This window comes from Achromobacter sp. CSND-B12, from assembly GCF_052906545.1.
Genome location: NZ_JBREGJ010000001.1, coordinates 2,288,423 through 2,307,937 on the forward strand (window position 1 = coordinate 2,288,423; position 19,515 = coordinate 2,307,937).

At 69.2% G+C, this 19,515-nt stretch carries 17 protein-coding genes; 8 read left to right on the forward strand and 9 right to left on the reverse strand.

Going from position 1 to position 19,515, the window contains the following annotated elements:
* Positions 1-34 precede the first annotated feature (34 nt).
* The 5 genes from ACUTAG_RS10625 to ACUTAG_RS10645 form a co-directional block, all read right to left on the reverse strand.
* The gene (locus ACUTAG_RS10625; RefSeq protein ID WP_233436986.1) at positions 35-1,168 is read right to left on the reverse strand and encodes an MBL fold metallo-hydrolase; all 1,134 of its coding nucleotides are present in this window, start codon (positions 1,166-1,168) and stop codon (positions 35-37) included.
* Positions 1,169-1,175: 7 nt separating this feature from the next.
* Positions 1,176-2,516: an MFS transporter gene (locus tag ACUTAG_RS10630; protein WP_006385805.1), complete on the reverse strand. Its 1,341-nt coding sequence runs from the start codon at positions 2,514-2,516 to the stop codon at positions 1,176-1,178.
* Between the two features lie 50 nt (positions 2,517-2,566).
* Positions 2,567-4,222, reverse strand: coding sequence for a urocanate hydratase (locus ACUTAG_RS10635; protein ID WP_054448331.1), 1,656 nt, complete (start codon positions 4,220-4,222; stop codon positions 2,567-2,569).
* 10 nt (positions 4,223-4,232) lie between these two features.
* Positions 4,233-5,336, reverse strand: a complete 1,104-nt coding sequence (locus ACUTAG_RS10640; RefSeq protein ID WP_148317230.1) for a DUF917 domain-containing protein — start codon at positions 5,334-5,336, stop codon at positions 4,233-4,235.
* 216 nt (positions 5,337-5,552) lie between these two features.
* Entirely contained in the window at positions 5,553-6,449 is an 897-nt protein-coding gene (locus ACUTAG_RS10645) for a LysR family transcriptional regulator (RefSeq protein ID WP_006385802.1), read from the reverse strand.
* A gap of 101 nt (positions 6,450-6,550) precedes the next feature.
* Between ACUTAG_RS10645 and ACUTAG_RS10650 the strand changes: the two genes are divergently transcribed.
* Together ACUTAG_RS10650 and ACUTAG_RS10655 are read left to right on the forward strand one after the other, a co-directional pair.
* The gene (locus ACUTAG_RS10650; protein ID WP_148317232.1) at positions 6,551-7,906 is read left to right on the forward strand and encodes a dihydroorotase; all 1,356 of its coding nucleotides are present in this window, start codon (positions 6,551-6,553) and stop codon (positions 7,904-7,906) included.
* A gap of 1 nt (position 7,907) precedes the next feature.
* Positions 7,908-9,170 carry a Zn-dependent hydrolase gene (locus ACUTAG_RS10655; RefSeq protein WP_148317234.1) on the forward strand — a complete coding sequence of 421 codons (1,263 nt, stop codon included), beginning with the start codon at positions 7,908-7,910 and terminating at the stop codon, positions 9,168-9,170.
* Here ACUTAG_RS10655 and ACUTAG_RS10660 read toward each other — a convergent pair.
* Positions 9,167-9,607, reverse strand: a complete 441-nt coding sequence (locus ACUTAG_RS10660) for a hypothetical protein (RefSeq protein WP_047992111.1) — start codon at positions 9,605-9,607, stop codon at positions 9,167-9,169. The genes ACUTAG_RS10655 and ACUTAG_RS10660 overlap by 4 nt on opposite strands.
* Before the next feature lie 200 nt (positions 9,608-9,807).
* Between ACUTAG_RS10660 and ACUTAG_RS10665 the strand changes: the two genes are divergently transcribed.
* Entirely contained in the window at positions 9,808-9,975 is a 168-nt protein-coding gene (locus tag ACUTAG_RS10665; RefSeq protein ID WP_006385798.1) for a hypothetical protein, read from the forward strand.
* A 181-nt stretch (positions 9,976-10,156) separates the two neighbouring features.
* On the opposite strand, the gene ACUTAG_RS10670 is transcribed toward ACUTAG_RS10665, so the two are convergent.
* The 3 genes from ACUTAG_RS10670 to ykgO are packed head-to-tail and all read right to left on the reverse strand — an operon-like array spanning position 10,157 to position 13,114.
* Positions 10,157-11,809, reverse strand: coding sequence for a nucleoside recognition domain-containing protein (locus ACUTAG_RS10670; protein ID WP_187378278.1), 1,653 nt, complete (start codon positions 11,807-11,809; stop codon positions 10,157-10,159).
* Positions 11,810-11,839: 30 nt separating this feature from the next.
* The gene (locus tag ACUTAG_RS10675) at positions 11,840-12,964 is read right to left on the reverse strand and encodes an NAD(P)/FAD-dependent oxidoreductase (protein WP_223308546.1); all 1,125 of its coding nucleotides are present in this window, start codon (positions 12,962-12,964) and stop codon (positions 11,840-11,842) included.
* Positions 12,965-12,973: 9 nt separating this feature from the next.
* A complete protein-coding gene (gene ykgO / locus ACUTAG_RS10680; protein WP_006385796.1) occupies positions 12,974-13,114 on the reverse strand; it encodes a type B 50S ribosomal protein L36 in 141 nt (46 codons plus the stop codon).
* Positions 13,115-13,329: 215 nt separating this feature from the next.
* Here ykgO and ACUTAG_RS10685 point away from each other — a divergent pair, with 215 nt between their 5' ends.
* The 5 genes from ACUTAG_RS10685 to ACUTAG_RS10705 all read left to right on the forward strand — a co-directional run bounded on the left by ACUTAG_RS10685 (position 13,330) and on the right by ACUTAG_RS10705 (position 19,497).
* Positions 13,330-14,040 (forward strand): GntR family transcriptional regulator, encoded by a 711-nt coding sequence (locus tag ACUTAG_RS10685; protein WP_049054780.1) that lies wholly within the window; start codon positions 13,330-13,332, stop codon positions 14,038-14,040.
* Positions 14,037-16,655: a Fe/S-dependent 2-methylisocitrate dehydratase AcnD gene (acnD, locus tag ACUTAG_RS10690; RefSeq protein WP_006385794.1), complete on the forward strand. Its 2,619-nt coding sequence runs from the start codon at positions 14,037-14,039 to the stop codon at positions 16,653-16,655. Before ACUTAG_RS10685 ends, acnD begins: the two co-directional genes overlap by 4 nt.
* A gap of 64 nt (positions 16,656-16,719) precedes the next feature.
* Positions 16,720-17,904 carry a 2-methylaconitate cis-trans isomerase PrpF gene (prpF, locus tag ACUTAG_RS10695; RefSeq protein WP_446650133.1) on the forward strand — a complete coding sequence of 395 codons (1,185 nt, stop codon included), beginning with the start codon at positions 16,720-16,722 and terminating at the stop codon, positions 17,902-17,904.
* A 130-nt stretch (positions 17,905-18,034) separates the two neighbouring features.
* Positions 18,035-18,535 (forward strand): sigma-70 family RNA polymerase sigma factor, encoded by a 501-nt coding sequence (locus ACUTAG_RS10700; RefSeq protein WP_006385792.1) that lies wholly within the window; start codon positions 18,035-18,037, stop codon positions 18,533-18,535.
* Entirely contained in the window at positions 18,529-19,497 is a 969-nt protein-coding gene (locus ACUTAG_RS10705; RefSeq protein WP_049056952.1) for a FecR domain-containing protein, read from the forward strand. Before ACUTAG_RS10700 ends, ACUTAG_RS10705 begins: the two co-directional genes overlap by 7 nt.
* The last annotated feature ends 18 nt before the right edge of the window (positions 19,498-19,515 follow it).

Below are 19,515 nucleotides of genomic sequence, written 5' to 3' on the forward strand. Positions count from 1 at the left end.
ACACGCAAAGACTTCATCTCGCCTCCGACGATGCTTAGGGTTGCTTCAGGGGAATACGCATCAAATCCTGGCCCAGCACCACCGGCCCCTTGAAGGTCTCGCGGGCATGCAGCCAATGCTCGGCCGGCGCGTCGCCGGGCACCAGGTGCGACAGCACCAGCTTGCGCACACCGGCCCGCGTGGCTGCCTCGCCCGCCTGCTGCGGCGTGGTGTGCGCCTCCAGCAGCTGCCGCGCCAGCGCCTGCTGGCGCGCATCCCATGGCTTGGGGCCGACGATGTGGTCGACCCAGGCGGGATCGATCGCCTCGTGCACCAGGATGTCGGCGCCGCGCGCCAGCTTGACCAGGTTGGGACTGAGCGCGGTGTCGCCGGAGAACACCACCGATCCCGACGCGGTGTCGAAGCGGTAGGCGAAGTTGGGATACACCAGCCCGTGCGGCACCAGGATAGCGCTGACCGTCACGCGTTCGTCGCGCCAGACCTCGAAGGGCTCCATCGGCGGCGCGGGATCGGCGTTCGGGTCTTTCACCACCCCGGCCGGCACGACGATGTCGTGGGCCTGGAAGAAACCGCGCACATCGGGCACGCCCTCGCTGCGCACGCGGATGTTCAGGTCGGCGGCCATGCCCGCCACCACCGAGTCCACCAGGTCCACGGTGCCCGCGCCCGGGTTCTCGGCATGGATCACCGGATCGCCCGCCAGGCCCGGCGCCAGCGGCGGCAAAGCGCCGCGGCGGCCCGGCCCGTAGATCTGCAACGACGCCTTGGCGCGGCGGCGCGCGCTGGGGTCGTACATCAGCAGGCTGGCCAGGTCGATGATGTGATCGGTGTGCAGGTGCGTGAGGAACACGGCCTGCTCGGCGCCGGGCTTGATGCCGGCGCCGCGCAATTGCCGGTAGGCGCCCGAGCCCAGGTCGACCAGGTAGGCCTTGCCGTCCACCACCAGCGCCGATGAGATGCCGTGGGGCGCGTCGTTGCCGTACCAGGTCGGGCCGCCGGCCACGCCCAGCAGCACCAGTTCGGCGCCATCAGCCGCGTGCGCGGCGGGCGCGGCCAGCAGCGCCGCCACGCCCAGCGCAGCGGCGGCGCGGCCGAGCCAGCGGCGCAGGCCGCCGGCGGCCAACCGGCGCGCCGGCAAGCTTGCTGGCCCCACATTCGCGAACCGCATGTGGGCCTCAGACATGGTTCTTCTGCGGCAGCACGGTCAACGCCACCAGCGCCACCACGCAGGCGCCCATCACGTACAGCGCCGGCGCGAAGGCCACGCCGGTGGTGTAGGTGATCCAGGTCAGGATGGCCGGCGCGAAGCCGCCCAGCACCGTCACCGCGGTGTTGTAGGCCAGGGACATGCCGGACGAGCGCACCGCCGTCGGGAACACCTCCGACAGCGCCGACGGCGCGGTGCCGACGTACAGCGCCACCAGCAGGCAGAACGACGACTGCACCACGATCAGCGCGAACTGGGTGTGGTTGGCCTGCAGCCACATCATCAGCGGATACACCGCGATCAGCAGCAACAGCGCCGAGGCCCGCAACACGGTGCGGCGGCCATAGCGGTCGGACAGGGTGCCCGAGAAGAAGCAGCCGCCGATCAGGAACAGGTTGCCGATCAACGCGCCCAGGAAGGCCTGCGAGCTGGTGAAGCCCATGCTCTTTTGCACGTAGATCGGCATGAAGATGATCAGCGCGTACGGGCCGATGGCCCACAGCACCGACATGCACAGGCCGGTGAACAGCTCGCGCGGATAGTCGCGCAGCACGCTCAAGAGCGGCGCCTTGACGGGCTTGCCGCTGGCGGCCTGGCGCTGCTGCTCTTCGCGGAAATGCGGCGTCTCGTCGAGCGTGCGGCGCATCCACAGGCCCACCGGCGCGATCGACAGGCCGACGATGAACGGAATGCGCCAGCCCCACTCGCCCACCTGGTCTTCGGTCAGCAGCGTGGTCACCAGCGTGGCGACCAGCGCGCCCAGCAGGTTGGAGATGCCCATGCTGGCCTGCAGCCACGACGCATACTGGCCGCGCTTGCCGGCCGGCGCATGCTCGACCAGGAAGGCGGTGGCGCCGCCCACTTCGCCTCCGGCCGAGAACCCCTGCAGCATGCGGCCGCAGACGATCAGCAGGGGCGCGCCCACGCCGATGGCGGCGTACGGCGGCGCGATGGCGATCAGCAGCGTGCCCAGCGCCATCAGCATGATGGTCAGCGTCAGCGCGGCCTTGCGGCCGGCGCGGTCGCCGTACGCCCCCAGCATCAGCGCGCCCAGGGGCCGCACCACGAAGCCCAGCCCGAAGGCCAGGAACGAGGCCATCAACTGCACCGTCGGATCTTCGTTGTGGAAGAAGTTCTGCCCGATGTACACCGCGAACAGCGCGTAGACCGAAAAGTCGTACCACTCCAGGGCGTTGCCGATGGAAGCGGCGATGACCGCCTTCTTGGCGCCCTTGTGCTCGTCGGCGCCCGCGTGGGCGGCATTGCCCCCCACCATCCCCGCGCCCGGGTTGATTGCGATGTTTTTCATTGACGTTCCCGTTGATTCGCCCCGTATCCGGGGCTGTTATGTATTGCCTTTCAAACCTGCGTCGCCGTCGTGTCGATACGGTCGATACCCTTCCTGCCCACTTCGTCCAGCGCCTCTTCGTAGCCGGCGTCGGCATAGCGCAGCACGCCGCTGGCGGTGTCGTTGGTCAGCGACAGCGACAGGCGCTGCGCCGCCGCGTCGGTGCCATCGGCCACCACCGTCACGCCGGCGCTGGTCATATAGCCGCTGTAGCCGCCGCCGCCCGAGTGGATCGCCACCAGGTCGGCGCTGGACGAACAGTTGATCATCGCGTTCAGCAGCGGCCAGTCGGCGATGGCGTCGGAGCCGTCGCGCATGTTCTCGGTCATGATGTTCGGATGCGCCATGGCGCCGGCGTCCAGGTGGTCGCGGGTGAAGGCCACCGGCGCGGCCAGGATGCCTGCGCGCACCATGCGGTTCACTTCCAGCGCCAGCTCGGTGCGCTCGCCATGGCCGAGCCAGGCGATGCGCGCGGGCAGGCCCTCGAACGGCACCGACTCGCGCGCCAGCCGGATCCAGTTGGACACGATCAGGTTGTCGGGGAAGCGCCGCAGCAGGAAATCGTCGATCTTGCGGATGTCATCGGGATCGTTGGACAGCGCGATCCAGCGGAACGGGCCGATGGCGCGCGCGAACAGCGGGCGCAGGAAGGCCTCGGTGAACACCGGGATCTCGAAGGCGCGCTCGACGCCGCCCTGCTTCGCATGGGTGCGGATCAGGTTGCCGTTGTCGAACACCACCGCGCCGCGATCCTTGAAGCCCAGCATCGCGGTGACGTGGCGCACGATCGAGCGGCGGCTGGCGTCCATCAGGCCGGCCATGTCGTCGCGGCGCATGCGCGCCACCTGCTCCAGCGTGTGGCCGGCCGGCACGTAGCCGTAGACCAGGTCATGCGCCGAGGTCTGGTCGGTGACGATGTCGGGCACGATGCCGCGCGCCAGGATCTCGGGATACACGTCGGCGGCATTGCCGAGCAGGCCCACCGACAGCGGACGGCGCGCCGCCTGCGCGTCGCGGATCAGCGCCAGCGCCTCGTCCAGCGAGTCGGCACGGCGCTCCAGGAAGCCGGCCTTGATGCGTTTCTCGATGCGTTCCGGATCGATCTCGACCGTCAGGATGGCGGCGTTGGCCATGCGGCCCGCCAGCGGCTGGGCGCCTCCCATGCCGCCCATGCCCGCCGTCAGGATGAAGCGGCCGCGCAGGTCGTTGTCGAAATGGCGCTCGGCGATGCGCGAGAAGATCTCGTAGGTGCCCTGGATCACACCTTGCGAGCCGATGTACTGCCAATCGCCGGCGGTCAGGCCGCCCCAGCAGATCAGGTTGTCGTCCTGCATACGGTAGAAGTTCTCGGCATGCGCCCACTGCCCCACCATATTGCAGTTGGCCATGATCACGATCGGCGCCTGCGGATGGGTGCGCAGCACGCCGATGGGCTTGCCGGACTGCACGATCAGGGTCTGGTCCTCTTCCAGCGTCGTCAGCGCTCGCACGATGGCGTCGTGCGACGGCCAGTCGCGCGCGGCGCGGCCCAGCGCCGCGTACACCACCAGGTTGGCGGGATCCTCGCCCACCGCCAGCACGTTCTCCAGGAGGCGCAGCAGCGCTTCCTGGCGCCAGCCCTTGCAACGCAGCGTGGCGCCGCCCGGCACCTTGAATTCACGTTTCATCGCTGCCCCCTCAACGATCCAACGCGCGACCCAGCGCGTAGCCGGTGAAATCCATGCCCAGCGCCTTCTCGACGATGGGGTAGACCGACGCGTCGGTGACGCTGGAGGACAGCGGGATGTGCTGCTTGGACACGTGCAGGATCGACACCTGCAGGCCCTCGCGCAGCTTGCCGGCGCTGACCGGATTGCCGTCGGCATCCAGCGTGGTGATGACGTCCGGATAGCAGGCGATGCGCTCGCCCTGCCCGTCGGTCACGGCCATGTGCTCGTTCATGACGTGGATGACGCGCTTGCCCGCGCCCTCGCCGATCTCGACCGTGCCGATGTCGAAGGCTTCCTCGGTGTACTTGAGGGTGTTGCGCACCACCTTGCCGGAACCGATGATCTCGCCCTGCGTGGCCTTGCAGATGGCGTCGATCACGGCGCTGCCGCCCTTGGGCTGCGCCGCCAGGATGGCTTCGCCCAGCGCCAGCGCGCGGCTGATGCCGCCCAGCGCGGCGTGGCGCCGCACGTACGAGGCGCGGATCGGGTTGCGGCAGCTGGCGATGAAGCCGCCGGCCATGTCGGCGGCCTTGCGCAACACCGGCGACACCTTGCCAGTGGCGCCGTGCACGGTCAGTTCCATATAGGCGTTGTTGGCGCGGTTGCCGCCCACGGCGCACTGGATCATCGGCTCGGGGCTGCCGGCCAGGCCCAGCGAACCCATGTCGCCGGTGGGATGGGCGCGGATGTCGCCCACCGCGTCCACCACCTTGGTGCCCAGCACCGCCGACGGCAGCCAGCCGTTGAGCGTGCTGGACATGCCGTTCTGGCCGATGATGAGGCCATACAGGCGCTCGCCCAGCGCGTCCTGCAAGCGCTCGGCCGCCTTGACGTAGTCGATGCCCAGCATCTGCCAGTCGGTCAGGCCGCCCGGCGCGCCGATGGCGGCGGCGGTGGCGATCCAGGCGTCATCGGGCACTTCGTCCATCGACACCAACTCGGGCCGGCCGATGGTCACGGCCAGCGATCCCAGTTCGCGGCCATGCTCGGCCCAGCCGCCCCCGCCACAGGCAAACACCGAACCGCCCCTGACCGCGGCTTCGACATCCTGCATCGTCAAGATTCTTCCCATTGCTGCGCCCTTCCTTTCCCGATTGCGTTTAGCGGCTCCAGCGGCGTTTTGCGCTGGATGGACGAGGGCATCATAGGAACCAATCCTGTTAATGTCGTATTACCTTTTATGCCTTGTTCATAACATTGGGTTAATAGCGGGGCGCGCCCCGAGGGAGCGGCCGGCCGGGCGCAAACGGCACCTAGGGATATCCCCAGGCGCCCGCCGGCGCAAAGCTCAGAGGGAAACGGGCTGGTCGAGCGCCAGCAGCACGTCGATGAAGGCCTGCGCCAAGCGCGACAACGGCTGCAATTGCAGGTGGAACACATTGACCGGCGCGCTGACGGTATCGGCGATCGGCACGGTCACCACCTGCGACCAGATCGGGCCGGCCACGGTGATCTCGTCCACCAGCGCCACCCCGGCGCCGGCCTGCACCAGGGCGCAGGCCACGTGCGCCTGCTGCACCTCGATGCGCGGCTCGGGCTGCGCGTCCTCGGCGCCGAACAGCTTGTGCACCAGCATGCCGAAGGGAATGTCGGCGCTATAGCCGATCAACGGCTCGCGCGCCAGTTCGGCGGCGGTCACCTGGCGGCGCGCGGCCAGCGGATGGCCGGCCGGCAGCACCGCCACGATGCGGTTCTCGTACAGCGGCCGGGTCGCCAGGCTGGGATGATTCACCGGCATGTAGGCCACGCCCAGCTCCACCTGCTGGGTCAGCAGCGACTGCTCCATCACCGCCGGGATCAGCGTCTGCAACACGATGCGGATTTCCGGATGCAGTTGGCGAAAGCGGGCGATGGCGCGCGGCAGCAGCGACTGGCCCAGGCTCGGGCTACAGGACAGGCGCAACTGGCCCTCGCGGTTCTCGGCCAGGTTGTCGGCCACCTCGTTGACGCGCTGCACGTTCTGGTAGAGCGCGGTCACTTCGACGAACAGCCGCCGCGCCTCGGGCGTGGGGTACAGCCGCCCCTTGATGCGCTCGAACAGCATCAGGCCCAGGCGCTGCTCGGTGTAGGCGATGAGCCGGCTGACGGCCGGTTGCGACACGAACAGCAACTTGGAAGCGCCACTGATCGAGCCGCTCAACATGATGGCGCGGAAGACCTCGATCTGGCGCAGATTCAATTTCATATGCTTAACCTGATGTTAATTCCCATGCACATATAAGCATAAGACGTTTTGAATCGCGCTTACTACACTGCCCTTCAGTTCTTCATTGGATGGAAGGGGTCATGAGCGATTTCGATTGGGTGGTGCGCGGCAATATCGTCGATCCGCACGGCATCGTGGAAAACGGCTGGCTGGCCGTGCGGGACGGCAGGATCGCCGCGCGCGGCGCCGGCGCGCCCCCCGCGGCGCGCGACAGCGTCGACGCCAGCGGGCAGTGGATCATCCCCGGCGTGGTCGACGGCCAGGTGCACTCCGGCAGCCAGGCCAACCAGGAAGGGCTGGGCTGGGCCTCGCGCGCCGCCGCCGCCGGCGGCGTCACGGTCATGGTCGACATGCCCTACGACGATCCCGAACCGGTCGCCTCGCGCCCGCACCTGGACGCCAAGATCGCCGAGGTCGAGCGCGACTGCCACGTCGACGTGGCGCTGTTCGGCACCCTGAACAAGGAACACGGCCTGGCGGCCGCCGCCGGCCTGATCGAAGGCGGCGTCTGTGCCTTCAAGTTCTCGACCTTCGAAGCCACCCCCGGCCGCTTCCCGCGTATCGAGGAAGACGACCTGTACGAGGCTTTCCGCCTGATCGCGCCGTCCGGCCTGGTGTGCGGCGTGCACAACCAGATGCAGGAGATGACGCGCAAGAACATCGCCCGCCTGATCGAGGCCGACGACACCGGCTGGGACGCCTTCATGCGCGCCCATACGCCCCTGATCGAGAACCTGGCCACCGCGCTGATCTACGAGATCGGCGCCGAAACTGGCGCCCGCGCCCACGCGGTGCACGTGTCGACCTCGCGCGGCTTCGAGATCTGCAACATGTACCGCCGTAACGGCCACCGCGCCAGCATCGAGACCTGCGTGCAGTACCTGATGCTGAACCACGAGGAACACACGCGCCGCTTCGGCGCCAAGACCAAGCACTACCCGCCGATCCGCCCCAAGGCCGAGGTCGACCTGCTGTGGACCCACATCGCCAACGACGAATGCACCTTCGTGTCATCGGATCACGTCAGCTGGGGCCTGGAGCGCAAACAGAACCCCAACGTCTTCAAGAACTCGTCCGGCGGCCCGGGCCTGGAAACGCTGCTGCCAGCCTTCTGGACCGGTTGCGAGGAACACGGCATCTCGCCGTCGATGGTGGTACGCCAACTGTGCGACAACCCCGCGCGCCACTTCCTGCTGGACGACCGCAAGGGCACGCTGGACGTCGGCAAGGACGCCGACATCGTCGTCCTGACGCCGGAGCGCCATGCCTACGATCCGTCCACCAGCCTGTCGGCGGTGCAATGGAGTTCGTTCGAGGGCCGCGAGTTCACCGTGCGCGTGGCCGGCACCTGGTGCCGCGGCCAGCAGGTCTACGACGGCCGCCGCATCGTCAACAACCAGGGCGACGGCCGCTTCCTGCGTCCGCGCAAGGCGTGAAATGGCTATGTCCTTGCCCCCATTGAACGCCGAGCGCCTCTGGCAGCGTGTCGAGACCCTGTCACGCTACACCCTGCCCGACCAGCCCTGGACCCGCCGCGCCTTTTCGCCGCTGTTCCTCGAGGCACGCGACTGGCTGCGCGGTGAATTCGAGGCCGCGGGTTTGACCACCCGCCTGGACGCCGGCGGCAACCTCATCGGCGCCCGCGCCGGCCGCAACGCGCAATGCCAGCCCATCGCCACCGGCTCGCACTGCGACACCGTCATGAGCGGCGGCCGCTTTGACGGCATCATCGGCGTGCTGGCCGGCATCGAGGTCGCCCACACCATGCGGGAACACGGCATCGAACTGGAGCATCCCTTCGAGGTCATCGACTTCCTGTCGGAAGAACCCAGCGACTACGGCATCTCCTGCGTCGGCAGCCGCGCCCTGAGCGGCCTGTTGAGCGCCGACATGCTGGCCGCGCGCAACGCCGACGGCGAGACGCTGGCGCAGGGCATCGCCCGCATCGGCGGCGATCCGACCGCGCTGACCCAGCCCCTGCGCGGCCCGGACGGCACCGCCGCCTTCGTCGAACTGCACATCGAGCAAGGCCCGGTGCTGGAAAGCCGCCAGTTTCCCATCGGCGTGGTCACCAACATCGTCGGCATCCGCCGCGTGCTGATCACGGTCGAAGGCCAGCCCGATCACGCCGGCACCACGCCCATGGACATCCGCCGCGACGCCCTGGTGGGCGCGGCCCGCATCATCGACGCCGCCAGCCGCCAGGCCAGCGCCGCCAGCGGCAAGCCGCACTACGTGGTCGCCACCGTCGGCAAGCTCGCCATGACGCCCAACGCCGCCAACGCCGTGCCCGGCCGCGTCGAGCTGACGCTGGAAATGCGCAGCGACAGCAACGCCGTGCTGGACGCTTTCCCCGAAACGCTAATGGCTGGCGTGGCCGCCGACCTGAAGGCGCTGCGCCTGACCGCCGGCTTCGTGCAACTGAGCCGGGCCCAGCCCACCGACTGCACGCCGCTGGTGATGGACGCGGTGCAGGCCGCCGCCGACCAGCTCGGCTACGCCAGCATGCGCCTGCCCAGCGGCGCCGGCCACGACGCCGTCTACATGGCGCCCACCGGCCCCATCGGCATGATCTTCATCCCCTGCCTGAACGGGCGCAGCCACTGCCCCGAGGAGTGGATCGAGCCGGCGCAGCTGCTGGACGGCACCCGCGTGCTGTACCAGACCGTGCTGGAACTGGATCGCAGGCTGCGCGGCTAGAGCCGCGATCCGGCCGTCCGGCGCAGGACGCCGCGCACAACCGCGGCGGCCAGCGCCAGCGGCAGCGCGATATCCCACTGGTCCAGGAACAACTCGAAGGTCGCCTCCCCGCGCGCCCAGGTGTTGCCGAACACTTGGGGGTTCGGCGGCCCAAGATAGATGGCAAGCAGCGCCGCCACGGCGACGAGCGCGGCGCGCCCCGGCGCCGACAGCCTGGCCCGCCACAACCGCTCGGCCAGCGCCAGGGCCGCCGTCGCGACCAGCCCGGCGAACATCGCATCGAGGAAGAAATCGGCGCGCTCGTACATATAGGGCGCCTGGGGAATTTCCAGCCCATAGCTGCCCGTGCGCAGCTTGGCGGTCAGGCAGGCGCCGAACAAGGACGCCGTGGCGAAGAACAGCAGGAAATCGCGCAGGCGCGACAGCAATCTGGGCATGGGAAAGGTCGGGAAGCGGCGGGCAGCCCGCAGCATGCCACAAAGCCGCCTCGCGTCGCCCGCGCATACGGCGGCCGGGGCGCGGTCCCCGGCATGCCGCCCCCGAGCCGCAAGAACCACGCCCCGCCGCGCCGGGCGTAAACTGGCAACAGCACCATACGCTGCACGCGGCCGCCGAGGGGCAGCCGCCGGAGATGACCATGCATGCCACCACCACACGCGCACTTGCCTTGCTGGCCGCCCTGCTGATCCTGGGTGGCTGTTCCTCGCTGGGTCCCGGCGGCCCGCCGCACCCGGGCGCCGCCAATCCCTACAGCAGCGGCGGCTTCCATGATGCCGGCCCCAACTATCCGGACACCGGTCCCTGAAACAGGCCGGATCGCCTCGCACGCGCCATCCGCCGGCCCGCGCGGGGTACTGTTGACTGTCGATGCCCGCGCTAGGCGCTCCGGGCCGCGTCCAACGCGGCCCGCGGCTCATTGGCCAGCCGGAACCAGCGCTGCACCCGCTGCCAGTGCGCCTCGCCATAGAGCCGGCGAAATTCTCCTTTCAGATCAACAGCCACGCCAACAGCCAGGCCGTCACCACCGAGGTCGCGGCCTGGCGGGCCGCCAGGGTCCAGGCGTGGCGGGCGCCGAGTTCACGGCCCACCGTCCACAGCGTCACCAGGCACGCCGAGCAGGTCGATGCCAGCCACACGAGCACGAACACCTGCGCCGCATCCAGTTGCGCCAGCAAGGCGCCCTGCCCCTGGTTCAACGCCAGCAGGCCGTCCTTGCGCAACACCGAGAACACCACCCCGGCCGCCGCCTGCGCCGGCAGGCCCAGCGCCGCCATCGGTTCGCGCAGCGATGCCGCCAGCGCCTGCAACGCACCCGCGCCATCCAGCAGCGAGGCCACCAGGCAGATCAGCAGGAACACCGGCATCGCCTGCTTCAGGAACTGCGCCAGCACCGCCCGCAGGCGCCAGGCCACGCCGCGCCAGGACGGCCATTGCAGATACGCCACGCCCGCCAGCGGCGCGGCGTCCTCGGCGCGCAACGCGCCGTGCCAGAGCCGCGTGTGCACGGCGCCCACCACGAACAGCAACAGCAGGTACGGCGCGAACAGCCCCATGCGCCCCGCCGCGCCGAACACCGACAGCGTCGCGCCGATCTGGTAGCTGCAGGCCGAGCCGAACGCGATCAGGCTGACGCAGGCGCGTCGCGTGCAGATCGAGCAGCTCCGGCTCTGGAACGTCGCCACCACGTTGCAGCCGAAACCCGACAGCACCGGCACCAGGTCGCGCCCGCTCAGGCCGATGTGCCGCAGCGCCGGATCCAGCGCCGCCGTCATGCGGTCCTTGATGCCGCTTTCTTCGGTCAGTGCCATCGCCAGGCCGATCAGCGCCACCACCGGAAAGGCCCAGATGAATGAATACAAGCCCAGGCTGACGACGCCATAGCCGCCCAGCAGCAATGTCCGCAACGCGGGCGGCGCGCCTGCCAGTGCATGGTCCAGGGGCTCGATGAGGGCCGCGTCGGCCCATGGCTGCAGGAAATCCGACAGGCCATAGGCCAGGTAGACCGGCAGCGCGAAACTGAGCAGCAAGGCCAGCAGCGCGCACCAGGGTCCCAGCAGCGCGTGCTCGAAGGGCGTGCGCTGCGGCCGGCGCGCGGGTCCCGGCCGCCACAGCATTGGCCGGGCCGGCAACTCGGGCAGGGCCACCGCGCCCGCCAGGGCGGTGCGCACCGCCGCCAATTCGCGCGCCGCCGGCGCGCGCGCGTTGATGATCGCCACCGGCACGCCCAGGATCGCGCCGCAGCGCGCCGCCAGAGCGGGCGCGTCATCGCACTTGTCGGCGAAGGTCAGCACTACGCAGATCCGCCGCGCGCCGTGCAGCGCGGCCAGCACCTCGCGCATCAGATCGGGCGCATCGGTGGCGCGCATGACCACCGCCACCACCGCCGTCGGCGCCATGCGCGCCATGGCCAGCCGGGTCGCGGCGCTGTCGCCGCGCAACCGCACGCCGGGCGTATCCACCAGGCGCATCGGCGCCCCATGCAGCGCCGCCTCGCGACAAGCCACGGTGGAGCCGGCCACGTTGCTCTCGTCGCCCACGGCCTGGCCGGTCAGGCTGCGGAACAGGGCCGACTTGCCGGCGTTCTCCAGCCCGGCCAACACCACCGTGGCGCCAGCCGGTTCAGCGGGGCCCGAGCGCATTGCACACATCCGCGGCGGTCGCGCAGGCGCTCAACATTCGCAGGCCTCGTCGCAGCAATCGGCGTTGCCGAACGGGCCCCAGGCGCCGCCCGCCGCCGGCTCAGGCGGCGGCAGCCCCAGATGCTGCGCGATGGTGCGCGCCACGCCGTCGAAGCGTTGGCGGAACTTGTAGATGAAGCAATAGATGCGCTGTTCCTGGCGCACTTGCGGCCCTGCCAGGAACAGGCCCGGCATCAGCGTCGATTCGTCGTGTTCCGTCAAGATGGGCCGACCGTCGGGCGTCCAATCGAACGCGTCGCGGATCACCTGCGCGCCGCCGCCGCGCAGAAAGCCGGTGCCCAGGATGGGCGGCTGCGCGGTCGTGAAGGTCCGCCCATCTTCCGCCCGCACCGTGAACCCGGCGTCCCGCCGCCGCGCCTCGACCACATTGACGCCGAAGGCGATTTCCAGCCGGCCGCTGTCCAGCGCCTGGTACAGGCGCTGGCGGCTGTAGGGCGACAGCGACAAGCTGGGGTCGTGCGGACTGGCCGGGTCCCAGGTCGATTTGCGCGCCAGCAGCTGTACCCGCGCACCGCCCGCGACCAGGTTCACCGCCGCGTCCACCCCGCTCTCGTAGCCGCCGACCACCAGGTATTCGTCGGCATCGAAGGCGGACCAGCTGTCCACCTCGGCGTAGTGCACGCAGTCGGCCGCGCCGGCGAAGGGCCGCAGGTCGGGGTACTGGTATTCGCCGGTGGCCCAGACCACCGCGCGCGCCAGCGCCACGCCCTTGGAAGTTTGCAGCCGGAATTCGCCGCGCGCGCCGCGCGTCAGCGCCGACACCTCGCAGCCCGGCGCCAGCGGCAGATCATGCGCCTGCGCCACCCGGGCCAGGTATTGCGCGTAGCGGGGCCCGTCCAGGTGCTCCATGCCCGCCGACAGCGCCGGCGAACTGGTTTCCGTGATGGCATTCAAGTCCGCCAGGCCGAACGGGTTGCTGTAGAACGAGGGCGTGATGAAACGCGTTTCCTGCGGCCAGGACAGGAACGAGGCGCCCACCTGGTGGCGGTCGATCACCGCCAGCCGCCGCACGCCATGCCGGCGTAATGCCACGGCCATGCCGACGCCGGCCGGCCCGGCGCCGACCACCGCGACTTCGAGGACTTTCGACGACACGATGCGCGGCTACTTGTGCTTGGCCCCGCCCTGGCGCGCCTTGAAGCGCGGATTGGATTTGCAGATCACGTAGATGCGCCCGCGGCGCTTGACCACCTGGCAGTCGCGATGGCGGGTCTTGGCGTCTTTGAGAGAGGAAAGGACTTTCATGCGGAAGGCTCCGGCAAGGGGATGGAACGAGGGGCGATGGCCATCGAGGGCCGCCGGCGATATTGAATGATATGTAATAACATTACAGTTGTCACGCCAGTCGCGCCAAGGACGCTTGCGCCCATCTCGGACCAAGGGTAAATTGTTGACAATCAATCGCCATACGGCGTTGCTTATCGGGTTTTCACCCAAAAAACCATCCGATTGTTGACACAATGAGCAAAGTGCTGACGCTGCCGAGCTCCGCGCACGACGACAGCGAGACCCTGGCGGAACAGATTTTCCGCAAGATCCAGTCCGCCATCGTCAAGGGCGAGATCGCCCCCGGCAGCAAGATTTCCGAACCGGAACTGGCGCGCATCCACGGCGTCAGCCGCGGCCCGCTGCGCGAGGCGCTGCACCGGCTCGAGGGCCAGCGATTGCTGGTGCGCGTGCCGCACGCCGGCGCCCGCGTGGTCTCGCTCAGCCCGCAGGAACTGGCCGAACTCTACGAAATCCGCGAATCGCTCGAAGGCATGGCCTGCCGCCTGGCGGCCGAACGCATGGCGCCGGCGGAAGTCGAGGAAGTGCGCCAGGTGCTGCACGCCCACGAAAAAGACGAAGCCTTCCAGGCCGGCATCGGCTATTACCAGCAGGAAGGCGACTACGATTTCCACTACCGTATCGTCAAAGGCAGCGGCAACCAGATGCTGTTCCGCATGCTGTGCGACGAGCTCTACCAGCTGGCGCGGATGTACCGTATCCAGTACTCGACCACCCCCAACCGCCCGCGGCAGTCGTATGCCGAGCATCACCGCATTCTGGACGCCATCGCCGACCGCGATGGCGAACTGGCTGAACTCCTGATGCGCCGCCACATCCGCGCATCCCGTCTCAACATTGAAAAACAGATCGCTCAGGGCAACCTGAAGCGCACCGAGGCATGAACAAATCCTATCGCAAGCCCCTGCAAGGCACCCGCCTGGACTATTTCGACGCGCGCGCCGCCGTGGACGCCATCGCCCCCGGCGCCTACGACCGCCTGCCCTATACCTCGCGCGTGCACGCCGAGAACCTGGTGCGCCGCTGCGATCCGGTGCTGCTGACCGACGCGCTCAAGCAGTTGATCGAACGCCGCCGCGACCTGGACTTTCCGTGGTATCCGGCGCGCGTGGTCTGTCATGACATCCTCGGCCAGACCGCGCTGGTCGACCTGGCCGGCCTGCGCGACGCCATCGCCGACAAGGGCGGCGACCCCGCCAAGGTCAACCCCGTGGTGCCGGTGCAGCTGATCGTCGACCACTCGCTGGCGGTGGAATACGGCGGCAACGATCCCGACGCCTTCGCCAAGAACCGCGCGGTGGAAGACCGCCGCAACGAAGACCGCTTCCACTTCATCGACTGGACCAAGCAGGCCTTCCGCAACATCGAAGTGGTGCCCCCGGGCAACGGCATCATGCACCAGATCAACCTGGAGCGGATGTCGCCGGTGATCTACACGCAGGACGGCGTGGCCTTCCCCGACACGCTGGTCGGCACCGACAGCCACACCCCGCACGTGGACGCGCTCGGCGTGATCGCCATCGGCGTGGGCGGCCTGGAAGCCGAGAACGTGATGCTGGGCCGCGCCTCGTGGATGCGCCTGCCCGACATCGTCGGCGTCGAACTGACCGGCCGCGCCGGCCCCGGCATCACCGCCACCGACGTGGTGCTGACGCTGACCGAATTCCTGCGCAAGGAAAAAGTCGTGGGCGCCTACCTGGAGTTCCACGGCGAAGGCGCCGCCAGCCTGACGCTGGGCGACCGCGCCACCATCTCCAACATGGCGCCCGAGTACGGCGCCACCGCCGCGATGTTCGCCATCGATCAACAGACCATCGACTACCTGCGCCTGACCGGCCGCGAGGACGAGCAGATCGCGCTGGTGGAAAACTACGCCAAAACCGCCGGTCTGTGGGCAGACAGCCTCAAGACCGCCGAATACGAGCGCGTGCTGCGCTTTGACCTGTCGACCGTGGTGCGCACCCTGGCCGGCCCGTCCAATCCGCACCGCCGCCTGCCGGTGGCCGACCTGGCCGAGCGCGGTATCGCCGGCACGGTCGAGAACCAGCCCGGCCTGATGCCCGACGGCGCCGTCATCATCGCCGCCATCACCAGCTGCACCAACACCAGCAACCCGCGCAACGTCATCGCCGCCGGCCTGCTGGCGCGCAACGCCAACCGCGCCGGCCTGACGCGCAAGCCGTGGGTCAAGAGTTCGCTGGCGCCCGGCTCCAAGGCCGTGGCCCTGTACCTGGACGAAGCCGGCCTGACCGCCGACCTGGAAAAGCTCGGCTTCGGCGTCGTGGCATTTGCCTGTACCACGTGCAACGGCATGTCGGGCGCGCTCGACCCCGTGATCCAGCAGGAGATCATCGACCGCGACCTGTACGCCACCGCCGTGCTGTCCGGCAACCGCAACTTCGACGGCCGCATCCATCCCTACGCCAAGCAGGCCTTCCTGGCCTCGCCGCCGCTGGTGGTGGCCTATGCCATCGCCGGCACCATCCGCTTCGACATCGAGCGCGACGTGCTTGGCACCGACGCCAGCGGCCGCGAGATCCGCCTGAAGGACATCTGGCCCAGCGACGAAGAGATCGACGCCATGGTCAAGGCCGCCGTCAAGCCGGAACAGTTCCGCAAGGTCTACGCGCCCATGTTCGGCCTGCGCAACGAGCGCGACGCCGCGGTCGAGCCGCTGTACGCCTGGCGCCCGCAGAGCACCTACATCCGCCGCCCGCCGTACTGGGAAGGCGCGCTGGCCGGCGAGCGCACGCTGCGCGGCATGCGGCCGCTGGCCGTGCTGGGCGACAACATCACCACCGACCACCTGTCGCCGTCCAACGCCATCCTGATGGACAGCGCCGCCGGCGAATACCTGCACAAGATGGGCCTGCCGGAAGAGGACTTCAACTCCTACGCCACCCACCGCGGCGACCACCTGACCGCGCAGCGCGCCACCTTCGCCAATCCCAAGCTGTTCAACGAGATGGTCAGGAACGCCGACGGCACGGTCAAGCAGGGCTCGCTGGCCCGCGTCGAACCGGAAGGCAAGGAGATGCGCATGTGGGAAGCCATCGAGACCTACATGGACCGCAAGCAGCCGCTGATCATCGTGGCCGGCGCCGACTACGGCCAGGGCTCGTCGCGCGACTGGGCCGCCAAGGGCGTGCGCCTGGCCGGCGTCGAGGCCATTGCCGCCGAAGGTTTCGAGCGCATCCACCGCACCAACCTGATCGGCATGGGCGTGCTGCCGCTGGAATTCAAGCCCGGCGTCAACCGCAAGACGCTGGCCCTGGACGGCACCGAGACCTACGACGTGGTGGGCGAACGCAAACCGCGCGCCGACCTGACGCTGGTGATCCACCGCCGCAACGGCGAGACCCTGGAAGTGCCGATGACCTGTCGCCTGGACACCGCGGAAGAAGTGTCGATCTACGAGGCCGGCGGCGTGCTGCAACGCTTCGCGCAGGACTTCCTGGAAGCCGAATCGGCCGCCGGTTCGGCCAAGAAGGCCAGCTGACACCCCACCGCATGGCGGGCGCCGCGGCGCCCGCCTTTCCCACCCAAGACATCAGGACTGCCCCATGGCCCATGCCCCCCAGATCAAGATTCCCGCCACCTACATGCGCGGCGGCACCAGCAAAGGCGTGTTCTTCAAGCTCGACGACCTGCCTGAATCCGCCCGCGTGCCGGGCCCGGCCCGCGACGCGCTGCTGATGCGCGTGATCGGCAGCCCCGACCCCTACTGCAAGCAGATCGACGGCATGGGCGCGGCCACCTCCAGCACCAGCAAGACCGTCATCATCGGCAAGAGCAGCCGCCCCGAACATGACGTCGACTACCTGTTCGGCCAGGTCTCGATCGACCAGGCCTTCGTCGACTGGAGCGGCAACTGCGGCAACCTGTCGGCCGCCGTCGGCCCCTTCGCCATCAGCAACGGCCTGGTGGACCCGGACCGCATCCCGCGCAACGGCATCGCCGTGGTGCGCATCTGGCAGGCCAACATCCAGAAGACCATCATCGCCCACGTGCCCATCACCGACGGCGCGGTACAGGAGACCGGCGACTTCGAGCTGGACGGCGTGACCTTCCCGGCCGCCGAGCTGCAACTGGAATTCATGAACCCGGCCGAGGAAGGCGACGGCGGCTCGATGTTCCCCACCGGCAACCTGGTGGACGACCTGGAAGTGCCCGGCATCGGCACCTTCAAGGCCACCATGATCAACTCCGGCATCCCCACCATCTTCCTGGACGCCGAGGCGCTGGGCTACACCGGCACCGAGTTGCAGGACGACATCAACGGCGACGCCGCCGCGCTGGCGCGCTTCGAGACCATCCGCGCCCACGGCGCGCTGCGCATGGGCCTGATCCAGAAACTGGAAGAAGCCGCCGCGCGCCAGCACACGCCCAAGGTGGCCTTCGTGGCCCGTCCCAAGGCCTACACGTCCTCCAGCGGCAAGCAGATCGGCGCCGGCGACATCGACGTGCTGGTGCGCGCCCTGTCCATGGGCAAGCTGCACCACGCCATGATGGGCACCGCTTCGGTCGCCATCGCCACCGCCGCGGCCGTGCCCGGCACGCTGGTCAACCTGGCGGCCGGCGGCGGCCAGCGCGACCAGGTCAACTTCGGCCACCCCTCGGGCACGCTGCGCGTCGGCGCCCAGGCCCAGCTGATCGACGGCGAATGGACGGTCACCAAGGCCATCATGAGCCGCAGCGCGCGCGTGCTGATGGAAGGCCGGGTGCACGTGCCGCCCACCGGGTTCTGAGGCCGGGGCCGCGCCGCCGCCCGGGCAAGCCCCCGGCGGTGGCGCGCCATTTCAGCCGATGCCGGGCGCTTGGATATCGATGTTGATAATGGTTACTATTAACGTCTGATCTACCCGCCCCTGCCCGGCCATGACCCAAAGCAGTCCCCATGCGTCTTTCGAGGATCTCTACGCGCAGCACCAGTCGTGGCTGCGCGACTGGCTGCGCCGCAAGACCGGCTGCCCCTACGACGCCGCCGACCTGACCCACGACACCTACATGAAGGTGCTGTTGCGCAACGAAGACGCGCGCGACTTGCGCGAGCCGCGCGCCTACCTCGTCACCATCGCGCATGGCTTGCTGGTCAATCTGTTCCGTCGGCGCGACATCGAGCGCGCCTATCTCGATTGCCTCGCGGCCCGCGAGGAAACCTCCTGGCCCTCGCCTGAACGCCGGGCGCTGGCGCTGGAAGCGCTGGTACGAATCGATCGGCTGCTCGATGGCCTCCCGCCCAAGGCGCGGCGCGCGTTCCTGCTGCTGCAACTCGAAGGCCTGAAGCACGGCGAGATCGCCGAACGCCTGCAGGTATCGGTCAGCTCCGTGCGGCAATACCTGGCGCTCGCCATGCGCCATTGCCTGGCGTCGTGCTGAACCGTCGCGCGGCCGCCGGCCTGCCCGATGCCGTCCTCCAGGCCGCCAGCGTCTGGTTCGTGCGCCTGGGCGCGGAAGACGCCGGCGCGGACGATCGGCGGCAATGGCAGGAATGGCTGCGGTCCGATCCCCTGCACCAACAGGCCTGGGAACGGGTCGAAGCCCTGGGGCGGGAATTCGGCCACATCGAACCGCGCGCCGGCCTGACGGCCCTGGACAGGCCGCGCTCAGCGGGCCGGCGCAAGCTGCTCAAGACCTTGTCGCTGGCATTCGTGGCGGGCGGCGGGGCCCTGGCCGCCCAGGAGCTGCCGTGGGATGCCTGGGGCGCCGACGCGCGCACCGCCACCGGCGAACGGCGGCGGCTGGAGCTGGCCGATGGCAGCATCCTCACCATGAACACCGACAGCGCCGTGGACCTGGCATTCGACGGCGCAAAGCGCGAACTGATCCTGCGGCGTGGCGAAATCCACATCGAGACGCGCCCGGATCCGCTGCGTCCTGCCCGGCCCTTCCTCGTCAGCACGCCCGTCGGCCGAGCCACCGCGCTTGGCACCCGGTTCGACGTCAACCTGATGGGCGATCACGCCCAGGTCGCGGTCGAACAGGGCGCGGTGCGCCTGGAACCTCGCCTCGCGACCCATGCCTCGGTCGTCGTGCCGGCGGGCATGGCAGCCACTTTCGACGCCGGTTCGGCGACTGCGCCCACGGCCTTCCCGCCACAGCAACAGGGATGGGTCGACGGCATGCTGTATGCGAACGGCATGCGGCTGGACGCGTTGGTGGCGGCGCTGGCGCGCTATCGACCCGGCCGCCTGGCCTGCGACCCGGCGGTCGGGTCCCTGCGCATCTCCGGCGCCTATCCGGTGGACGATACCGACCGCGCGCTGGCCGCGATTGAACGCGTGCTGCCGGTTCGCGCCGACCGCCTCACCCGCTATTGGGTCACGGTGAGGGCGCGCTGACACCGACGGGATTGTCAC